The 19,235-nt window shown below is 44.9% G+C and carries 19 protein-coding genes; 7 read left to right on the top strand and 12 right to left on the bottom strand.

Features of this window, described 5'->3' with window-relative positions; all coding sequences use genetic code 11:
- Positions 1-143: 143 nt before the first annotated feature.
- The 10 genes from AB4371_RS03180 to AB4371_RS03135 all read right to left on the bottom strand — a co-directional run bounded on the left by AB4371_RS03180 (position 144) and on the right by AB4371_RS03135 (position 8,686).
- Positions 144-587, bottom strand: a complete 444-nt coding sequence (locus tag AB4371_RS03180) for a F0F1 ATP synthase subunit epsilon (RefSeq protein ID WP_017060844.1) — start codon at positions 585-587, stop codon at positions 144-146.
- Between the two features lie 14 nt (positions 588-601).
- A complete protein-coding gene (gene atpD, locus AB4371_RS03175; RefSeq protein ID WP_017060843.1) occupies positions 602-1,987 on the bottom strand; it encodes a F0F1 ATP synthase subunit beta in 1,386 nt (461 codons plus the stop codon).
- A 44-nt stretch (positions 1,988-2,031) separates the two neighbouring features.
- Positions 2,032-2,901, bottom strand: coding sequence for a F0F1 ATP synthase subunit gamma (gene atpG / locus AB4371_RS03170; RefSeq protein ID WP_017064727.1), 870 nt, complete (start codon positions 2,899-2,901; stop codon positions 2,032-2,034).
- Between the two features lie 46 nt (positions 2,902-2,947).
- The gene (atpA, locus tag AB4371_RS03165; RefSeq protein ID WP_017060841.1) at positions 2,948-4,489 is read right to left on the bottom strand and encodes a F0F1 ATP synthase subunit alpha; all 1,542 of its coding nucleotides are present in this window, start codon (positions 4,487-4,489) and stop codon (positions 2,948-2,950) included.
- Between the two features lie 9 nt (positions 4,490-4,498).
- Positions 4,499-5,050, bottom strand: coding sequence for a F0F1 ATP synthase subunit delta (locus tag AB4371_RS03160; protein ID WP_017060840.1), 552 nt, complete (start codon positions 5,048-5,050; stop codon positions 4,499-4,501).
- An 11-nt stretch (positions 5,051-5,061) separates the two neighbouring features.
- Positions 5,062-5,532, bottom strand: a complete 471-nt coding sequence (locus AB4371_RS03155) for a F0F1 ATP synthase subunit B (protein WP_017060839.1) — start codon at positions 5,530-5,532, stop codon at positions 5,062-5,064.
- Positions 5,533-5,586: 54 nt separating this feature from the next.
- Positions 5,587-5,823: a F0F1 ATP synthase subunit C gene (gene atpE / locus AB4371_RS03150; protein ID WP_004730405.1), complete on the bottom strand. Its 237-nt coding sequence runs from the start codon at positions 5,821-5,823 to the stop codon at positions 5,587-5,589.
- Positions 5,824-5,870: 47 nt separating this feature from the next.
- On the bottom strand, positions 5,871-6,641 hold the full coding sequence (gene atpB / locus AB4371_RS03145) for a F0F1 ATP synthase subunit A (protein ID WP_017060838.1): 771 nt from the start codon (positions 6,639-6,641) through the stop codon (positions 5,871-5,873).
- A gap of 1 nt (position 6,642) precedes the next feature.
- Positions 6,643-7,044, bottom strand: a complete 402-nt coding sequence (locus AB4371_RS03140; RefSeq protein WP_372073222.1) for an ATP synthase subunit I — start codon at positions 7,042-7,044, stop codon at positions 6,643-6,645.
- Between the two features lie 757 nt (positions 7,045-7,801).
- Positions 7,802-8,686: a LysR family transcriptional regulator gene (locus tag AB4371_RS03135; RefSeq protein WP_105058091.1), complete on the bottom strand. Its 885-nt coding sequence runs from the start codon at positions 8,684-8,686 to the stop codon at positions 7,802-7,804.
- Positions 8,687-8,843: 157 nt separating this feature from the next.
- Between AB4371_RS03135 and AB4371_RS03130 the strand changes: the two genes are divergently transcribed.
- The 7 genes from AB4371_RS03130 (at position 8,844) to AB4371_RS03100 (ending at position 18,372) form a co-directional block, all read left to right on the top strand.
- Positions 8,844-9,242 (top strand): RidA family protein, encoded by a 399-nt coding sequence (locus AB4371_RS03130; protein WP_004741170.1) that lies wholly within the window; start codon positions 8,844-8,846, stop codon positions 9,240-9,242.
- Positions 9,243-9,429: 187 nt separating this feature from the next.
- Positions 9,430-10,890 carry an aldehyde dehydrogenase family protein gene (locus AB4371_RS03125; protein ID WP_372148894.1) on the top strand — a complete coding sequence of 487 codons (1,461 nt, stop codon included), beginning with the start codon at positions 9,430-9,432 and terminating at the stop codon, positions 10,888-10,890.
- A gap of 206 nt (positions 10,891-11,096) precedes the next feature.
- Positions 11,097-12,092 carry a membrane dipeptidase gene (locus tag AB4371_RS03120; RefSeq protein WP_017060833.1) on the top strand — a complete coding sequence of 332 codons (996 nt, stop codon included), beginning with the start codon at positions 11,097-11,099 and terminating at the stop codon, positions 12,090-12,092.
- A gap of 230 nt (positions 12,093-12,322) precedes the next feature.
- Complete coding sequence (locus AB4371_RS03115) at positions 12,323-13,930, top strand: BCCT family transporter (RefSeq protein ID WP_017066850.1); 1,608 nt, start codon at positions 12,323-12,325, stop codon at positions 13,928-13,930.
- 263 nt (positions 13,931-14,193) lie between these two features.
- Positions 14,194-16,005 carry a hypothetical protein gene (locus AB4371_RS03110; protein ID WP_372148891.1) on the top strand — a complete coding sequence of 604 codons (1,812 nt, stop codon included), beginning with the start codon at positions 14,194-14,196 and terminating at the stop codon, positions 16,003-16,005.
- The gene (locus tag AB4371_RS03105) at positions 16,002-16,739 is read left to right on the top strand and encodes a DUF3726 domain-containing protein (RefSeq protein ID WP_017069843.1); all 738 of its coding nucleotides are present in this window, start codon (positions 16,002-16,004) and stop codon (positions 16,737-16,739) included. Before AB4371_RS03110 ends, AB4371_RS03105 begins: the two co-directional genes overlap by 4 nt.
- Before the next feature lie 340 nt (positions 16,740-17,079).
- A complete protein-coding gene (locus tag AB4371_RS03100) occupies positions 17,080-18,372 on the top strand; it encodes an alpha/beta fold hydrolase (protein ID WP_017064721.1) in 1,293 nt (430 codons plus the stop codon).
- Between the two features lie 171 nt (positions 18,373-18,543).
- Here AB4371_RS03100 and AB4371_RS03095 read toward each other — a convergent pair whose 3' ends face one another.
- Positions 18,544-18,726 (bottom strand): hypothetical protein, encoded by a 183-nt coding sequence (locus tag AB4371_RS03095; RefSeq protein WP_004730424.1) that lies wholly within the window; start codon positions 18,724-18,726, stop codon positions 18,544-18,546.
- 264 nt (positions 18,727-18,990) lie between these two features.
- On the bottom strand, positions 18,991-19,218 hold the full coding sequence (locus AB4371_RS03090; RefSeq protein WP_004730426.1) for a PAS factor family protein: 228 nt from the start codon (positions 19,216-19,218) through the stop codon (positions 18,991-18,993).
- Between the last annotated feature and the right edge of the window lie 17 nt (positions 19,219-19,235).

Raw genomic sequence — 19,235 nt, 5'->3', positions numbered from 1 at the left:
CGAATCTTTTAAAACTATTCGTTTGAACATCAAGCAACGTTAGACCTAGGTTTTACGTTACGCAGATATCAAAAGGCTCACTAGTTAGTGAGCCTTTTTTGTATTTGTTTGCTAGCACAGCTAACGGCCAATAACGCTTATTCTCAGTGTCTTGTGTGAGAAGAAGTTAGCTCTGATGCACGTAACTGAGCAACGGCTTTCGCTAGTTCTAGCTGAGCTTGTGCAAAGTTAATGTCTATGTTGCCCTTGTTGATGTTCTCTAGAGCGGCATATTTCGCTTCTTCTGCGCGAGCGCGGTCAATGTCTTTACCATGCAAGGCCGTGTCGGCTAATAACGTAACCACATCCGGCTGAACTTCCAGCATCCCACCAGAGACATACAGCACTTGGCCTTCTGATTTAGGGTCTGTAACAAACACGGTTACGCCCGGTTTGATCTTACTGAGAAGCGGGGAGTGACCGGGGCGGATCCCCAGTTCACCGTCAGCGCCAGAAACGGCTAGGGCATACGCTGGACCTGAAAACAGCGTACCTTCCGCACTTACAATATTAAGTTGAAATGTATTATCTGTAATTCCGATAGCCATGGTGCACCTGCCTCTTAGAGTGATTTTGCTTTGTTAAGCACTTCGTCGATAGAGCCACAGTACAAGAACGCTTGCTCTGGGATATCGTCATATTCACCGCTCAATAGACCTTTAAAGCCTCTTAGTGTTTCGCTTAGCGGTACAAAGACACCTTTCTGACCGGTAAACACTTCGGCTACGTGGTAAGGCTGCGTTAAGAAACGTTCAATCTTACGAGCGCGAGATACGGTCTGTTTGTCTTCAGTAGACAGCTCATCCATACCAAGAATCGCGATGATGTCTTTTAGCTCTTTGTAGCGTTGCAGCGTTGTTTGTACTTTTTGTGCAATGTCGTAGTGCTCTTGGCCTACGATCAGCGGATCTAACTGACGTGACGTTGAATCTAACGGGTCAATCGCAGGGTATAGACCCAGTGCCGCGATGTTACGAGACAGTACAACGGTCGCATCTAAGTGAGCAAAGGTTGTTGCTGGCGATGGGTCAGTCAAGTCATCCGCAGGTACGTATACTGCTTGGATAGAGGTGATAGAGCCTTGTTTTGTTGACGTGATACGCTCTTGAAGTACGCCCATCTCTTCAGCCAGTGTTGGTTGGTAACCTACTGCTGAAGGCATACGACCTAGCAGAGCTGATACTTCTGTTCCCGCAAGCGTGTAACGGTAAATGTTATCAATGAACAACAGTACGTCACGACCTTCATCACGGAAGCGCTCAGCCATAGTTAGGCCTGTAAGTGCTACACGTAGACGGTTTCCCGGTGGCTCGTTCATTTGACCGTAAACCATGGCTACTTTGTCTAGTACACCTGCTTCTTTCATCTCGTAGTAGAAGTCGTTACCTTCACGAGTACGCTCACCTACACCGGTAAACACAGAAAGACCTGAGTGGGCTTTGGCGATGTTGTTGATAAGCTCCATCATGTTGACGGTTTTACCTACACCAGCACCACCGAACAGACCAATTTTACCACCCTTAGCGAATGGACAGATAAGGTCGATAACCTTAACGCCTGTTTCTAGAAGCTCAGTGCTGTTTGCTTGTTCTTCATAAGAAGGGGCTTCACGGTGAATCTCGTAGTTTTCTTTCTGACCGATTTCACCACACTCATCGATAGGTTGACCAAGCACGTTCATGATACGGCCTAGCGTTTCTTCGCCGACAGGAACCGTGATTGGAGAGCCTGTGTTTTCAACCGTTAGGCCACGACGTAAGCCATCTGACGTACCCATTGCAATACAACGAACGATATTGCTACCCAGTTGTTGTTGTACTTCCAATACTAACGAGCTTGCTTCGTCGCTAGTCACTTTCAATGCATCATAAACGCGTGGGCTGTTGCCGCCGCTGAACTCGACGTCAACCACCGCGCCGATTACTTTAACTATTTTTCCAACACTCATTCTTAAATCCTCAAATTCTGTTCTTGACCCAGTCTTTTCTAGCCCTAGACAGCTTGGGCACCTGAGACTATTTCACTCAGCTCTTGGGTAATGGCAGCCTGACGCGCCTTGTTGTAGACCAACTGCAAGTCATCAATGAGTTGGCCTGCGTTATCAGTCGCCGCTTTCATAGCGACCATTCGGGCTGCTTGCTCACAGGCAATGCTCTCAACAATGCCTTGATACACTTGCGATTCGATGTATCGATGTAACAGTTCTGAGAGTATGTCTTTGGGTGCTTGCTCATAGATGTAGTCCCAACGACGCGCTTTTTTAGGCTCACCACCTTCCTCAGAATCCGAAGGGTGGGGGAGCAACTGCAAGGTCGTTGGCGCTTGAACCATGGTGTTGACGAACTGGTTGTAAACGAGATACAAGCTATCGATTTTACCTTCGTCGTAATGCCCGAGCATCGCATTCACCGTACCTAAGATGTCTTCTAACTTAGGTGTATCGCCAAGACCTGACGTTTGTGCAATAACGTTGCCGCCGCGTTGGAAGAACGAGATAGCCTTAGATCCCACTAAGGTTGTTTCTACCTCGACTCCCTTGGTGCGCCATTGCTCCATTTCTTCTAACACTTTCTTGAACAAGTTTGAGTTCAAGCCACCACACAAGCCGCGATCGGACGAGATAATGATGTAAGCGACACGCTTAGGTTCACGCTGTTGCAGGTAAGGGTGCTGGTACTCCAGGGAACCCGATGCAACATGAGAGATAACTTTGCGCATGTTCTCGGCGTAGGGCCGAGTTAGCGTCATGTTGTCTTGAACCTTGCGCATCTTACTTGCTGCAACCATTTCCATTGCGCTAGTGATTTTCTGAGTGTTACTAACACTGGCTATCTTGGTGCGAATTTCTTTAGTACTTGCCATAATCTGCTCCTATTTGTTTTGATTTCCAGCTAACAAACCGGAGCACTTACCAAGCTTTCATCCCAACAAAACCTTCTAGGATCTCTTTAAGAGCACCGTCGATTTCGTCATTGTAATCGCCTGTCGCGTTGATTTTTTCGAACAACGCAGGGTTCTGACCTTTGGCATAAGCAATCAGCTCTTCTTCAAAACGGGCAATGTTGTTTAGCTCAACACCGACCAAGTAGCCTTTCTCTGCTGCGTAGATAACCGTTGCTTGCTCAGCGACTGACATTGGAGAGTATTGTTTTTGCTTCATTAATTCGGTAACACGCTCACCATGGTCTAGCTGTTTGCGCGTCATCTCATCTAAGTCAGAAGAGAACTGAGCAAAGGCCGCCAGCTCGCGATATTGAGCTAATGAAGTACGGATACCACCAGACAGTTTCTTGATGATCTTGCATTGCGCCGCACCACCCACACGAGATACCGAGATACCTGGGTCTACTGCAGGACGTAAGCCTGAGTTAAACAATTGGGTTTGAAGGAAAACCTGACCATCGGTGATTGAGATTACGTTGGTTGGTACAAACGCTGATACGTCACCCGCTTGAGTTTCAATGATCGGAAGCGCCGTTAATGAGCCAGTTTGACCTTTCACTTCACCGTTAGTGAACTTCTCTACATACTCTGCATTCACTCGTGCTGCACGTTCTAGAAGGCGTGAGTGAAGGTAGAATACGTCGCCAGGGAAGGCTTCACGACCCGGTGGGCGTTTCAATAGCAACGAGATTTGACGGTAAGCAACGGCTTGTTTTGATAGGTCATCATAGATGATCAGTGCATCTTCACCGCGGTCACGGAAGTATTCACCCATGGTGCAACCCGCATAAGGGGCTAGGTATTGAAGCGCTGCAGACTCTGATGCTGATGCCACGACTACGATGGTGTTTTTAAGCGCATCGTGGTCTTCGAGTTTACGAACCACGTTAGCGATAGTGGAGGCTTTTTGGCCAATCGCTACATACACACATTTGATGCCAGAATCTTTCTGATTGATGATCGCATCGATAGCTAACGCTGTTTTACCCGTCTGACGGTCACCGATGATAAGTTCACGTTGACCACGACCGATTGGCACCATGGTATCAACCGCTTTATAGCCAGTTTGAATTGGCTGATCAACAGACTTACGTTCGATTACACCGGGTGCAATCACTTCTACAGGGTCGAGTCGGTCACAACTTACTGGGCCTTTGCCATCGATTGGCTCGCCTAATGTGTTCACAACACGGCCAAGAAGACCGTTACCGACGGGGACTTCCAAGATACGACCTGTACCTTTCACTTTCATACCTTCAGATAGGTCAGTGTAGGGGCCCATAACCACCGCACCTACTGAGTGCGTATCGAGGTTAAGTGCGAGTGCGTATTTGCCACCTGGTAGCTCAATCATCTCGCCTTGCATAACATCAGCAAGGCCATTGATTGTGATGATGCCATCACGAACCGATACGATAGTGCCTTCATTGCGAGCCTCGGTGCTCACATTAAATTTCGAGATGCGTTCTTTGATTAGATCGCTGATTTCATTTGAATTTAATTGCATAATTGTTACCTATCTCGCGTGAAGTTGATGAGCCAATCGGTCAATTGATGTGTTTAAAGAACCATCGATAACGGTTTCACCCGCCTTGATGACCATTCCACCTACTAACGTGTCATCAATAACCTGCTTCATTTCAACCTGACGCTCTAATTTCTTCTCAAGTGCAGCTGTTAGTGACGTAACTTGATCTTGTGTCAGCATTTCTGAACTGGTGACAGTGACAGGCACTACACGTTCATGTTCGTCCTTTAGCTCGCAGTACAATTCAAACAGGTCTCTTACAACAGAAAGGCGGCCGTTCTCGGCCAAGACTCGAATAAGATTAATGACGTGGTCATCAACGAGTCCTTGGCAAATATGAATGATGAGGTTTGCCAGCTCTTCTGTTTGGTGTGTAGAAGCACCTTCTGCTGAAGAAATCTGACTAGCGATCGTTTCTTCTTCCGCGACAGCCACAAGAATGGACAGCATTGAGTGCCACTCTTGTAACTGGTTTTCACCTAAAGCAAATTCAAACGATGCTTTGGCGTAGGGATGAGCAATATTGGTGTAATCTGACATATTGCCTCTCCTTAGAGTTCGCTAATCATTTGGTCAACTAGCGCTCGGTTCGTTGCGGAATCTAGGTTTTTGCTAATCAGTTTCTGTGCACTTTGAATTACTGCGTCTGCCATATCTGCCTGAAGTTCACGGCGTATCTTTTGGCGTTCGCCTTCTAGCTCAGCTCTACCTTGTTCTAAGATGCGTGCCTTTTCTTGCTCGGCTTCTTGTTGCGCTAAGCTGATGATTTCATTGCGGCGTTTTCGGCCCTGTTCAACCAGTTCAGTCACATCTTTTCTTGCATCTTCGATGAGTTGCGCGCCATTTGATTTTGCTAGTTCTAGCTCTTTCGCAGCGTTCTCTGAGTGGCGTAAACCATCAGCGATTTCTTTTTGGCGCTCGTCTAACATCGCGGTGAGAGGGGGCCATACATATTTCATGCAGAGCCAAACAAAAATCACGAATGAGATTGCTTGTCCAAACATGCTTGCATTTAAGTTCATACCTTCCTCACTAAATCTTGATTATTTACAAATCGATCTTTCAAAGCGGTTTGATTAAGCCACGGCGAAGATGATGTATAGACCGATACCAACACCGATCATCGGTACTGCATCCACAAGACCCATCATGATGAAGAATTGAGTACGAAGCATTGGAGTAAGGTCTGGTTGACGCGCAACACCTTCAAGGTATTTACCTGCTAAGTTACCAATACCAGATGCTGCACCTGCTGCACCTAAACCGATCAGTAATGCACCTGCTACATATAAAACTGCGCTTACGATATCCATTTGTATCTCCGATAAATAATTTGTTAGTTAAATTTTTTAGTTATTAATTAGTGGTGTTCTTCTGTTGCCATACCTAAATAAACAACGGTCAGTACCATAAATATAAATGCTTGCAAGAATACGATTAATATGTGGAATAGTGCCCAAGGAACACTCAGTGCCCATTGCATCCACCATGGCATTAATGCGATCAGAATAAATATCATCTCACCTGCATACATGTTTCCAAATAATCGTAAGCCTAGTGATATAGGTTTTGAAATTAATGTTATTAATTCAAGAACTAAGTTAACAGGGTATAAAAGAGGGTTATCAAATGGCTGCGTAGTAAGCTCTTTGATAAAGCCTTTCAATCCTTTATTTTTAAATGTATAAGTCAACAGTAAGATAAATACACCGAGTGCCATCGACATTGGTATATTTACGTCCGCCGTTGGTAGATCTCTAAAGTGTTCTAGACCCATTGCACGACTTAATGCTGGTATGAAATCTATTGGTAATAAATCGACCGCGTTCATTAACAACACCCAAACAAAAGTGGTTAATGCCAGTGGCCCTATTAATTTATCCTCCGCTTGAAAAATCTCTTTTACTAGGTTGTTTACAAAATCAAATATCAGTTCGATAAAACATTGAAATCGACCTGGAACACCGCTGGTGCCTTTGGTCACTACGTATCGAAACGCTCCAATAAACAGTAAACCCGTAATCCAAGATACCAACATCGAGTCGATGTTGAACGCCCAGAAACCATCACCTGTAGTTAAGAAGGTTAAGTGATGCTCTATGTATTCGTGAGCGGTAGTTACTTGATCCATACTACACGTACTCCGATCTTGTAGAGGCAGTAATAAATGGTGTTAAGAAGTACCCAACCATAGTGAGAATATATGCGTACAATATTACTGGGTTATCCAATTTGAAAAACTGGAACGCCAAGATAAACATTAAGAACGTATAAGTTATTTTCACGACACGACTCATTTGCATTAAGTCACGTAAACTATAATTAGGATTCTTGTGCACCTTTAGGCTTGCATATATAAAACCAAACAGCGGAGGTAGCATCGCAATAACGATACCCAAAGCCGACGATTCCATATCTACTTTATTACCAAAAAACACTTCATATAAAACTACACCGACGGCTAATACTACTTGGCAGAGAACAACTCTTTTAGCAGCAACAAGAATGTCACCACTTATCCCATTAAGCCTCATAATAAAACCTTATATTTAACAGTGTAAGCTCATATAAAACACAGTTTGAATATGTCTTGCTACTCGCATTTACTTGTTAATAAAACTTTGCTTGTTAACAAAGAGATAATCTTGCTGGTTTTATATCTCCTGACGAAATAGAACGATATAAACTAATTCGCTCTCGTTTCGACAAAATATAAACTACGCCTAAAATTATGTGATCAAAACGACAAATATCGACATCAATAATTCCATTTTTGAAATGGGTGTTTTCCATTTATGAAAGTAATAATTCTGTCACTATAATCATGAATATTTCAGATGATTTACTGATAACTTGAAGTATTGATAACTGCTCGAATAAATCAGGGTCAAGCCAAGTGTTTTGACGGCAATCAATTTATATTTTTCAGGCACTTAAATTAACTTTTCATCAGAGTTAGAGTCGGACTCTAGATGTGTTAATTCATCACTATTTGGTTATTTATAGCGAGCAGCGTGCGTTTATTAACGCGGGAATATATATTTTTTATCTATTACTCATGAAGCGTGGAAAAACTGTGTCACATCAATGGTTATCCGCATTTTTGTTACTCATCGAGGTATTTATGGCCGGTTATATTGGAAGGTGAGAAGAAGAATTGAGAGTGTTAAAGCCGTTTTTATGAAGTTCAAACTCCACTTAAGAGCTTGTTGATAGTGGTTGATGCGGCCAGATAAAGCGTATTTTAAAGCAACAAATGGCAGTGCAGCACTGCCATTTGCTAAACCTTGTTTATGAAGCTTCATAGCTCAGATATTGAATACACAAGTCATGAAAAGCTTGCGCTTGGGGTGAGATAGTACGGTCAGACAGTCGGAATATTCCAATTTGTCTCTGTAACGGCGGGTCGATCAAAGGAATCCACACTAAACGCGTTTCATTGGTTGGAAAAGCAAGCTTAGGCAGCGTGGTTACCCCAATGCCTAATTCCAATACAGAAAACAGAGAAGTAATGTTTTCTACGGAATATAGGGCTTGTTCGCTGAGCATACGTGCAGGTGTTGGATCGAGTAGGGTGCAAGTACCGTTACGAATGAAGGGCTGTTTTAACAGAGTTTGCCATTCGATCCCTTCAGGTTGAGCGGCGATAGGGTTGTCCTTTAAGCAGACCACACCGATAGGATCGGAAAGAAGTGGGGTGAAGTCGATACTCTCTTCTTCTAAATGGGAGGTGTTGCCTAGGGCGACATCTACTTCTCCAGAGAGTAATCGTGCTTCTACACCTGCCGCATTATCATCAATCAAACTCACTTCTACATTCGGGTATTGCTCACAAAACGCCCCTAACACGCTAGGGATCAATTTGGCTGCCACCGAAGGCACGCTCGCTATTCGAACTCTTCCTTGTTGCCCAGCCGCCGCTGCACGTAAGTCGTTGTCTAATGCTTTGTAAACATTCAAGAATTGAATGATTTTCGGTAGGCATATTTCACCAAAAGGTGTAAGCGTAGATTTGTTGCCTGTTTCAAACAGTGGCTGACCAAGTATTTTCTCAAGCTCTTTTATTGAAGTAGACAGTGCCGCTTGAGATCGATTTGCTCGGTGAGAGGCGGCACGAAATCCACCTTCTTCGACCACTAAAACAAAATGTTTTAACTGTTGTAGCTTAATACTCATGACTCCGATCCTTCTCTAGCCCTTGCTATACCTTACTTTTTGAAAGGTGATAGATTTTATTTATCAAATGCACAAAATTTACCGTTAGATTTATCAGGCGTCAAGGTGCAGTATTTAACCATCTTGAAACATAGTTGTTACAAAGTTGGATGGAATCGTGAACGCACAAACTAAAAAACACCCAGTAAAAACCGCTCTTTTCGCTTCAAAAGCACCACTAGAGTGGGCAATCGTTAATAACGGCACTCTATACACTGCGCAGATTCCAATCGATGAAACGGGCGCAGTAGTAGAAGGCGGTATTGAAGCGCAAACGCGTCAGACTTTTAACAACCTTGTTCATACCTTAGAGTGTGCAGGTGAATCGATGGATTCTGTGCTGCAGGTTCTGATTTACGTGACTGACCGTGAATACCTGAAAACGGTAAACAGCGTATACGGAGAATACTTCAACGCACCTTATCCAAATCGTGCAGCAGTCGTTGTTGCAGGGCTAGCTAGAGAAGAGATGTTGGTTGAGTTCGTGGTTTATGCATCGGCGTCTCAACCTGAATAAATGGACTGTGAACTGAGGCAATTTGCCAATCAAAGCTGTTTGTCTACGCAGATCTTTACTAATACAAGCGAATAGTTTTACGTCTAGATACAAAATTAATACTTATTCTCTATATGAATTAACAATTTATTAATTAATCCGATGGTTGCCAGACTCAACCGCAACCTAACGTTACAAGGACAGAATGATGACTCACTTACAGAATGTTCAAGCAGAAAACGCACTTTACATTGGCGGCGAATGGCAAGCGGGTGTAAGCACCGTAGCGAACATTAACCCATCAGATATTTCTGAAAATATTGGCAACTTTGCACAAGCAAGTGCTGAACAAGTTCAACAAGCGATTTCAGCGGCGAAACACGCTCAACCAGAGTGGGAAAAAACGCCGATTGAACGCAAGCAAACGGTGCTTCAAGCGATTGGTGATGAGCTGATTGCCCGTTGTGATGAGCTGGGCACTTTGCTATCTCGTGAAGAAGGTAAGCCTTTTGCTGAAGGTCGCGGTGAGATTTACCGTGCAGGTCAGTTCTTCCAATACTTTGCGGCTGAAGTGCTTCGCCAAATTGGTGACAACGCAGATTCTGTACGCCCGGGTGTTTCTGTTGAAGTGACTCGCGAAGCGGTGGGCGTTATCGGCATTATCTCTCCTTGGAACTTCCCGACAGCAACAGCAGCTTGGAAAATTGCTCCAGCATTGGCTTTCGGTAACAGCGTTATTTGGAAACCAGCAAACCTAACACCAGCAAGTGCGGTCGCGCTTACAGAGATCATCCACCGCCAAGGTATCCCTGCAGGTACGTTTAACCTTGTACTGGGTAGCGGTTCAACAGTAGGTGATGCACTGATCAACTCTAAAGAAGTGAACGGTGTGAGCTTTACCGGTTCTGTTGATACGGGTCGTAAAGTGGCAGCGGCTACAGCGCCAAACTTCGTTCGATGCCAACTAGAAATGGGCAGTAAGAACGCACTTGTTATTGCTGACGATGCTGATATCCAAACTGCGGTTGATGCAACGATTGCAGGTTCTTTCTCTGGCGCAGGCCAAAAATGTACCGCGTCTTCTCGCCTTGTGGTTATGGATAGCATTCACGACCAATACGTTGAAGCACTGATTAAACGTATGAGCGAGCTGAAAGTGGGTCACGCACTGGAAGAGGGGGTGTTCATGGGCCCTGTCGTTGATGGCAACCAACTTGAAGCAAACCTAGGTTGGGTTGAGAAAGCACGTCAAAGCGGCGGTGAGCTGGCATTTGGTGGCGAACGCTTGAGTATGAAGCACGAAGGTTTCTATATGTCTCCAACGCTGTTCTTGAACACTAAGAACGATTGGGAAGTGAACCAAGAAGAAGTGTTCGCACCAATGGCAAGTGTGATTCGTGTCGCTGACCAAGAAGAAGCGATTGCGACAACCAACGACACTCGCTTCGGTCTAACAGGCGGCATCATTACTCAGAGCCTACGTACTAGCGCAATGTTCAAGCAACAAGCGCAGACCGGTTGTGTGATGGTCAACCTACCAACAGCAGGCACGGATTACCACGTACCGTTTGGTGGTCGTAAAGAGTCTAGCTTCGGTCCTCGTGAGCAAGGTCAATACGCGAAAGAGTTCTACACAGTGGTTAAGACGGCTTACCAACGTCCTTACTAATCCACTTTCTAAATAAGAATTGGATAGCTGAATTAACTTCCTAGCTATCCAGCTATCGAATTGGCCTGATTCACAGAGTCAGGCCAACATTCAAACCAAAGCAGCAAACGAACTTAGACAAGTGATTTAACCCATTTTTGAAAACATGTTATTTGAGCGTGTTTTCAAAACCGAGCTAGAACACTGAGCTTTCAATAGGAGTGGTTATGTACCAGCAACGGATTGTTATAGATGGATTGCAATACTGCAATTGGAACAGAGAATATTTCCAAACACTAAAGGCGAGCGGCATTACAGCAGTTCACGCTACCGCGGTTTACCACGAGACGGCTCGTGAAACCTTATCTCGCTTTGCAGAATGGAATTTAAGATTCGAGCAGAACGCAGACCTTATCATGCCGATTCACTCAATGGCTGATGTCGAGACTGCAAAAGCGACTGGCAAAGTCGGCATTTTCCTTGGTGCTCAAAACTGTTCTCCAATCGACGATGAGATCGGTCTTATCGAAGTGATGCGTAAGCAAGGTCTTTTGATCATGCAACTGACGTACAACAACCAGAGCTTATTGGCGACGGGTTGCTACGAGAAGAACGACACAGGTATTACTCGCTTTGGTAAACAAGCCATCGAAGAGATGAACCGAGTGGGCATGATCATAGATATGTCTCACAGTGCAGAGCGCTCAACACTTGAAGCTATCGACTTGTCTTCTCGTCCTATTTGTATCAGCCATGCGAACCCGACGTTTGCTCATGATGCACTACGAAATAAATCAAACGATGTAATTAAAGCTCTAACCGCACGCGGCGGCTTAATCGGATTCAGCTTGTACCCATTCCACCTACCAAACGGCAGCCAATGTACCTTGGAAGATTTCTGCCAGATGGTTGCGACTACGGCTGACATGGTCGGCGTAGAGCACCTCGGTATTGGCAGTGACCTATGCTTAAACCAACCTCAAGCCGTTCTTGAATGGATGAGAAATGGTCGTTGGTCTAAAGCAATGGACTACGGCGAAGGCTCTGCGAACAACTCAGGTTGGCCAGATGCGTTGCCTTGGTTCTGTGGTAGTGCGGGTATGGAAAACATATATAACGGATTGATGCGTCATGGTTTCAGCGAGTCTGAAGCTGGGCAAGTCTTGGGAGAAAACTGGTTTAACTTCTTGAAAGATGGCCTAGAGCCTCAAACCAAGGGTTAACGGTTTCTCGCGAGCCATCATCGAATTAGCAGCCTTCTAACAAACGTTCAATAAGCAAGTGCTGCTTAAACCAATTTCACTATTCAAAAGGAACAACGGTCTATTTCGCAACGCGGTAACCCAAACATGGATTAGCCTGCCCAACACAAAAAACAATAGGGCAGGTGTTAAATACACCCTTGTAGTCATCATTCAAATGACAGCTGCAAAGAAACCTCTGGAGTCAGAGTATGTCTGATTTAACCAATAGCGTGAAATCTTCAAGCTTAAATGCGGGTCAAGCACACACAACAATTAATGCAAAAAGCAACACAAACGAGTCTGAGTCTACGTCAGACAAATTAGGCCTATCCAACCCAGCACTTTGGTACAGCGGCGGTTTTATCGCTCTGTTCGTGGCACTTGCTCTATTTGATGGCGAGCTGTTATCAAGCCTAGTAAATACGGGCTTTGCATGGTCTGTAAAAGTATTCGGTCCTTACTGGCAAATGCTTCTTCTTCTGACTTTTCTTATTGGTCTTGGCCTGGCGGCAGGGCGAACAGGCAAGGTTATCCTAGGCGGCATCGCTAAACCTGAAATGGACGGCTTCCGTTGGATGGCGATCATCTTCTGTACGCTACTGGCAGGTGGCGGTGTATTTTGGGCAGCAGCAGAGCCTATCGCTCACTACGTTAGCCCACCACCATTGTACGGCGCACAAGAAAACGCACAGCAAGGCGCGGTGAATGCTTTATCGCAATCCTTCATGCACTGGGGTTTTCTAGCATGGGCCATTGTCGGTAGCTTAACGTCTATTGTGGTGATGCACCTTCACTACGACAAAGGCTTACCGCTTAAACCTCGTATTTTGCTTTACCCAGTTTTAGGCGAGCGAGCATTGAAAGGTCACACCGGCGCATTGATTGATGCATGTTGTATTGTCGCAGTAGCGGCGGGCACCATTGGTCCTATCGGCTTCTTAGGCTTGCAAGTGAGCTACGCACTGAACGCACTGTTTGATATTCCTGATGGCTTCACGACGCAGCTTATCATCATCCTGTTCGCTATCGTTCTATACACATTGTCGGCATTAAGTGGTCTTAACCGCGGAATGCAAATGCTAAGCCGTTACAACGTAATTTTAGCAATGTCATTGATGGTCTACATTCTGATCTTCGGCCCAACAAACTTCATTTTCAATGGCTACATCCAAGGTGTAGGCAGCATGATAGACAACTTCATCCCAATGGCAACATACCGTGGTGACGAAGGTTGGTTGAGCTGGTGGACAGTATTCTTCTGGGGTTGGTTCTTAGGTTACGGCCCAATGATGGCAATCTTCATCGCACGTATTTCACGCGGTCGTAGTATTCGCCAATTGGTATCAACCATCAGTCTTATTGCACCGTTCGTAACATGTTTCTGGTTCACCATTGTTGGCGGTTCTGGCCTTGCGTTTGAAATTGCAGACCCAGGCAGCGTAAGTAAAGCGTTCGAAGGCTTTAATTTACCTGGCGCGCTACTGGCAGTAACTCAGCAACTACCAATGCCAATGCTTATCTCTATTCTGTTCTTGATCTTGACGACGATCTTCATCGTAACGACAGGTGACTCAATGACTTACACCATCAGTGTGGTAGTCAGCGGTGAGACAGAGCCTAACGCAATTATTCGTACTTTCTGGGGTGTGATGATGGGGGTAACAGCATTGATTCTGATTTCCCTAGGCTCTGGCGGTATTTCAGCGCTGCAATCCTTCATTGTTATCACCGCGGTACCGGTGTCCTTAATCTTGTTGCCATCACTTTGGAATGCGCCTCAAATCGCAATCAAGATGGCGAAAGATCAAGGCTTATAAAACATCAATGCCGGTATAAAGAAGAAAATGTAGAGATAAAGCTCTCTAAAAACTGAAGATAAACAAGGTGTGAGCCTTTGAAAGAAGGCTGATACAAGATTCCGAAAGGAACAGAAAAACCGTACTGGTGAAGATACATCGGGCGGCACGTATCTAGGTCAATCGATCTAGTCAGGACAAATAATAAGGGGTGAGCTCGCTTGCCTCGATAATATCAATAACGATTAAAAACGTGAAAGCTAACCAACATACTGTCGCTATATATGCTTCAAAAGACAGCAACGATCGGTTCTGAATGGCTAGCAAAATCCTATAACTATAAGGTGGTGAGCAAAATGGATGCACATCGTTCTACCTACACTGAATCAGCACTACGTGACGCGACTGTCGTCATGGCACCGGAAAGGCTAGGTGCAATGCACCAAACACGTATCAGCTTCGTTAGAACTCTGATTCGTAAAATGGCGCAGCAAGAATGGAAAGTGACCAAACATGAATGGCAACTAGACGCTCGAGGTTTTGGTCATGTTATCTATAAGCTAGAGACGCCAAATCATGTTTATCATTTGGTTGTTTTCTGCGATGAGATTGCAGACGACGAACGAAATGACCGTGTAATTGCTGAAAAGTGGGACGTAACGTTTGCTCTGGTTCTTGGTGATGTTGATGTCACCCTACTTGAGAGACTTCGTGCGAATGTACCGCTACAAGAAGCAGGCCGTAACCCCAACAATGTGCTTGTTTTAGCGCGTGCCAACAAAAGTGTACGAGTGTTTGAACATATTGTTAGTCACTTGGCTAAAGGTGTTCAACCAACGCCAAAAGAGCTAGCGGAAGTTGGCTACATCCTACGAACCACAGCGGTTTATGGTAATGGTAAGTTTGGTATTGCTGACTTTAAAATCTTGGAAAAGAATCCAGATTTTAATCAATCGTTCAGTGCTCAAATGTGTGCGGTTTATATGCTGCGTGAGTTCAGCCTAGATTGGGTTCATTACCTAGCTGAGCAACAGGGCGGTGAACAAGCGATTACCTTGCATAGAGGATTACAGCGTTACCTTGGTGTTGGTAATGCGACTGGTTTAGGCATGGCGCCATACCTTATTAACCACCCAAGTATTGTCGATCAATGGATGACAACACGTGAACATGCATTGGCGGACGTGTTGGCTAGTCAGACCGATACGGCGTTGATCGAGCCACTACGTAGATACGTTAAAAAAGCGATTTGTCATTTAGAACAAGTTGTTACCATCAATGAAAACCAGCAAGAGTTGAACAAAACCGCTGTTGATGAGTTAAAACACGCAGAACAGTCACTAGAAGCTTCTGTAAACCATTGCGATACATGGGCGCAGTTAGTTGAACAATCTAAGCACATGAGTATGGAAGCCCAAGAAATCCTTATCTCATGCTTGATGGAATTGTACCCAGAATTAGTGGACGCCCATCAAGAGCAAATGAATTGTAGCGAAACACTCTCGCTTCCTAGTGGCAAAAAGATCCAAGACCTATTGGTTGTGTTAGAAGAAAAGTACCGTTGGGCGATCACGACTGACTTTACGAAAGCAGAAAATAACTACTGGTTCTGGTATCGCTCTCAGGACAAAGAAGAGCCAAGGCTCGGTGTTCGAGGCGAGGAACTCGGCGAAGAGCGCGAACTGCCGTTGGATATCGGCCGTCAAGCTTACCGTCTGTACCATGCTTTATTGCAATTCGCGCCAGAGCTTTCATTGGCTGAATTCCTTGTTAAACAACCGCAGCATCGTGCCATTGCGCGCCGTGTGTGGACGTTAGGTAACAAGGCGATGGGCGACATTCAAATGAACGTGCTGCACCAACACTCGCCACCAATGCATTTGCTGCGTTGTAAGCTAGCGATGTTTGGAGCGACTAAGTTTGATCCTCGCTCAGACCGTTGGGTACGAGTGACGTTTTTCCAAGGTGCACCGTTGCTTGATGAAATTCATCAGGACGAATGGGTGTTCCCAATCTTACCAAGTGAAGCGGAGATCGCTGACTCAAATAAAGTTCCTACACATATCAACGCTCAACATGGAGGTAAATCGTTATGATCGTTTCTCACAATGAACTGGTAGCGGCCGTTAATAAAGCCTTTCTGGGTATGCGTCGTACATGTGGTGAAGCCGATGTGATAGCGAACATGGTGGCAGATTTACAAATGGTTGGCTTGGATGGTGTTCGTCATTTTAACAATGCGAGCAACTTTATGGGGCTAGAAGACGATTGCCCTGTAGACATCCAAGTGACAAGCGACAACACAGTTGAAGTGGACCTGCACAAGGCGAGCTTAGCGTGTCATCTTCCTGTGGTGATGGATTACGCCATTGAAAAAATGGTCGGTAAAAAGACGCTGAAAATCGAGCTAAACAACTGCCATAACCGTTGGTTAGCGTACAGTGAGCTTGTAAAACTGGCAGCGAAAGGCATCGCATGTACCGCACGTTGGGATAATGGCTCAAATCCTAAGAGCACCTTGTATGTGCTTAACCGTGGTTGCGTTGCACCAGAACTGTTTTTATCAGATTTGCCTCTGGCATCGGACGATCATATCCACAATATGACCATCGAGCTTTCCGTCCAGGATTTCGATATCGAACGTTTGTCAGATGGCTACCAAACACACATTGAATCGGAAGCGCTTTTTAAAACTCAAGAGAAGGCGTGGAACGAGGGCATTGAAGTTGACGATGGAGAGTGGGGCGCGTTGAAAGAAACGGCGACGGCCATTCTTGTTGAAAGTAGCCAGCGTTCGATTCAAGGTGCAGGGGAGCTAACGACTTCATAATTTGGTGCTTGGTGCTTAGTGAATCGATAGCATTATTGATAACACACGCTATAACAGATAAAACCAAAGAGCTTAACGTATCCTCACCTCGTTAAGCTCTTTTTATTTGTGTCCCACTTTTGTTCTTCTTCTCAATAGATCACATCTTAAACTCTCTGTTTTGACACAAGTTGTTACGCGTATAAAGCTAATTTGGCGATTTAATGAAGTACCTTCACATTCAGGTTCAACAAACGGTTTCATTTACAAGCTAGTATGCGTATCTTGCTAACTACGGTGCCAAAGGGTGCCATTTTTATTCGTACCAATGACTTTAGAATCAGATAAAAAGGAATGAAGCGTGCAAGCTAACTTTATTGATGGAACCACCCTGTACCGTCAGCACTCTTTCGAGTTGCCACTTGATTATCAAGCCAAAGATGGACAACAGATCCAAGTCTTCGCACGTGAGCTGGTTGATCTCGCTAAAGATGAGCAAGAGCTGCCGTGGTTGATCTACTTTCAAGGCGGCCCAGGTTTTCCTTCTCCACGGGTGAGTGGTCAATCGGGTTGGCTAAAGCGTGCATTACAAAACTACCGTGTTCTGCTTCTAGACCAACGTGGTACTGGCAACAGCACGGTTATCAGCCATGAAACTTTGGCGCATTTGTCTCCAGAACAACAAGTCGAATACTTAACGCATTTCAGAGCGGATAACATCGTTCGTGACGCTGAAGCGATTCGTGAACAGTTTGGTATTAAGCAATGGTCGACGATTGGTCAAAGCTTTGGTGGCTTCTGTACACTGAGCTATTTGTCACTGTTCCCACAGAGCTTGCAGCGTTGTTATGTGACGGGCGGCATTCCTTCTATTGAACGAGAAGCTGACGATGTTTATCGTGCGACTTACAAGCGTGTAGAAGACAAAAACAGAGCTTTCTTTGCTCAGTTCCCACAAGCACAAGCTATGTGTCGCGAGATCTCTGATTACCTGCTCAACAACGATGTGAGACTGCCAAACGGTCAGGTGTTCACAGTTGAACAGTTCCAGCTAATAGGTATTAATCTTGGTGGCGGCGAAGCAAACCTTCCAATGTATTTCACACTGGAGAGTGCGTTTGTTGAAGTGAACGGTAACAGACAGCTGAGCTACAGCTTCCTAAATCAAATGCAGCAAGAGCAGGGTTACTTAACTAACCCAATTTACGCAATCTTGCATGAATCGATTTACTGTCAAGGTACAGCGTCTAACTGGTCTGCACATCGTGTTCGTGAGCAGTACCCACACTTCAACTACCAATCGGGCAGTGAGTTCTGGTTTACTGGTGAAATGGTGTACCCATGGATGTTCGACCAACTTGAAACGCTGAAGCCACTGCGTGAAGCCGCGAACATGTTGGCTGAAAAGTCGGACTGGGGCACTTTGTACAACGCAGAGCAGTTGAGCAAGAATACAGTGCCAATGGCGTGTGCCGTTTACGCCGATGACATGTACGTTGAGTTGGATTACAGCCGTGAAACATTGGCGAACATTCCTAACTCGAAAGCGTGGATCACCAATGAATATGAACACAATGGCTTGCGAGTAGACGGCGAAAGGATTGTCGATAAATTGATGACGATGGTTGAAGCGTTAGAAAATCTGCCAAAGTAATCAAGCTATTTGCACTAGAAACAAGATGCGTTAGAAGCTTTCTACTTTAGAAACTATCTACGTTAGAAATACGATACGCCAGAAACAAGAAAACGCTGCACCCATGCAGCGTTTTTTTATGTCATCGAACTATTCGATTTAAGGAACTAGGAGGGGTAGCCCTTGAAGCCATTAAGGTTGGATGACGATATCTTGATTTTCAGTGGTCGATAAGCTGGCGCGGTTCTGTTCGATAAGCTGAGCCGCATAAGAGGGAGTTACAGCTTGAATTTCGCCTTTTGAACGAATCGTTAATGCTTCCCACGCATGATCACGGTATTTGCCTGTTTGTGTATATTCAATAAGTACTCTCATGATTCTTCCATCCGATGTGTGGTTAACGTGCTACTAACATTAGCGCCATTATTGTGGTTACACACCTGTTAAAAATGGAACATAAGATTAACCAAATGAGAATGCGTGTAACTTGAAAAACTGACCTTATTGAACTGATCTTAACTAACAGTATTTATCGTACCTAACTGCATTTATCGTAACCAACGGTACTTATCGTAAATGGCATCTATAAAAAAACGCTGCACGGATGCAGCGTTAAAGTTGAGATAGGTTGAAGATTGCTTAGCTGTTTTCTAAGCCAACAATCTTGCGTGCAGACATCACTGCACTATCCAAATCGGTCAATCTACCAGCACTTGCTGGACCAAGAACTGATGAATACAAAGCCAACTGCTTCTCAAATGATAAATCTAATTGGTTATATAGATTTTGGCGGATTTGAGCGTGTTGCTGAGGCTTTGCGCTCGACAGGCCTTCCAACGTATCGTAGATGAGTGTAGTTGTATCCATAACTGTCCTTAGTACAT

The organism is Vibrio sp. 10N.261.51.A3, assembly GCF_041471965.1.
Lineage (GTDB): Bacteria > Pseudomonadota > Gammaproteobacteria > Enterobacterales > Vibrionaceae > Vibrio > Vibrio crassostreae_C.
The sequence above is the reverse complement of the archived record's forward strand: the minus strand, read 5'-3'. Positions and strand labels throughout refer to the sequence as shown.

Excerpts from the sequence above, each read along its gene's own strand:
- AB4371_RS03110 (WP_372148891.1), top strand. The coding sequence starts at position 14,194 with ATGCTTCAAAAGACAGCAACGATCGGTTCTGAATGGCTAGCAAAATCC.
- AB4371_RS03125 (WP_372148894.1), top strand. The coding sequence starts at position 9,430 with ATGACTCACTTACAGAATGTTCAAGCAGAAAACGCACTTTACATTGGC.
- AB4371_RS03160 (WP_017060840.1), bottom strand. The coding sequence starts at position 5,050 with ATGTCAGATTACACCAATATTGCTCATCCCTACGCCAAAGCATCGTTT.
- atpA (WP_017060841.1), bottom strand. The coding sequence starts at position 4,489 with ATGCAATTAAATTCAAATGAAATCAGCGATCTAATCAAAGAACGCATC.
- AB4371_RS03140 (WP_372073222.1), bottom strand. The coding sequence starts at position 7,044 with ATGAGGCTTAATGGGATAAGTGGTGACATTCTTGTTGCTGCTAAAAGA.
- atpB (WP_017060838.1), bottom strand. The coding sequence starts at position 6,641 with ATGGATCAAGTAACTACCGCTCACGAATACATAGAGCATCACTTAACC.
- AB4371_RS03135 (WP_105058091.1), bottom strand. The coding sequence starts at position 8,686 with ATGAGTATTAAGCTACAACAGTTAAAACATTTTGTTTTAGTGGTCGAA.
- AB4371_RS03120 (WP_017060833.1), top strand. The coding sequence starts at position 11,097 with ATGTACCAGCAACGGATTGTTATAGATGGATTGCAATACTGCAATTGG.
- AB4371_RS03155 (WP_017060839.1), bottom strand. The coding sequence starts at position 5,532 with ATGAACTTAAATGCAAGCATGTTTGGACAAGCAATCTCATTCGTGATT.
- atpE (WP_004730405.1), bottom strand. The coding sequence starts at position 5,823 with ATGGATATCGTAAGCGCAGTTTTATATGTAGCAGGTGCATTACTGATC.
- AB4371_RS03105 (WP_017069843.1), top strand. The coding sequence starts at position 16,002 with ATGATCGTTTCTCACAATGAACTGGTAGCGGCCGTTAATAAAGCCTTT.
- AB4371_RS03095 (WP_004730424.1), bottom strand. The coding sequence starts at position 18,726 with ATGAGAGTACTTATTGAATATACACAAACAGGCAAATACCGTGATCAT.
- atpD (WP_017060843.1), bottom strand. The coding sequence starts at position 1,987 with ATGAGTGTTGGAAAAATAGTTAAAGTAATCGGCGCGGTGGTTGACGTC.
- atpG (WP_017064727.1), bottom strand. The coding sequence starts at position 2,901 with ATGGCAAGTACTAAAGAAATTCGCACCAAGATAGCCAGTGTTAGTAAC.
- AB4371_RS03115 (WP_017066850.1), top strand. The coding sequence starts at position 12,323 with ATGTCTGATTTAACCAATAGCGTGAAATCTTCAAGCTTAAATGCGGGT.
- AB4371_RS03180 (WP_017060844.1), bottom strand. The coding sequence starts at position 587 with ATGGCTATCGGAATTACAGATAATACATTTCAACTTAATATTGTAAGT.
- AB4371_RS03090 (WP_004730426.1), bottom strand. The coding sequence starts at position 19,218 with ATGGATACAACTACACTCATCTACGATACGTTGGAAGGCCTGTCGAGC.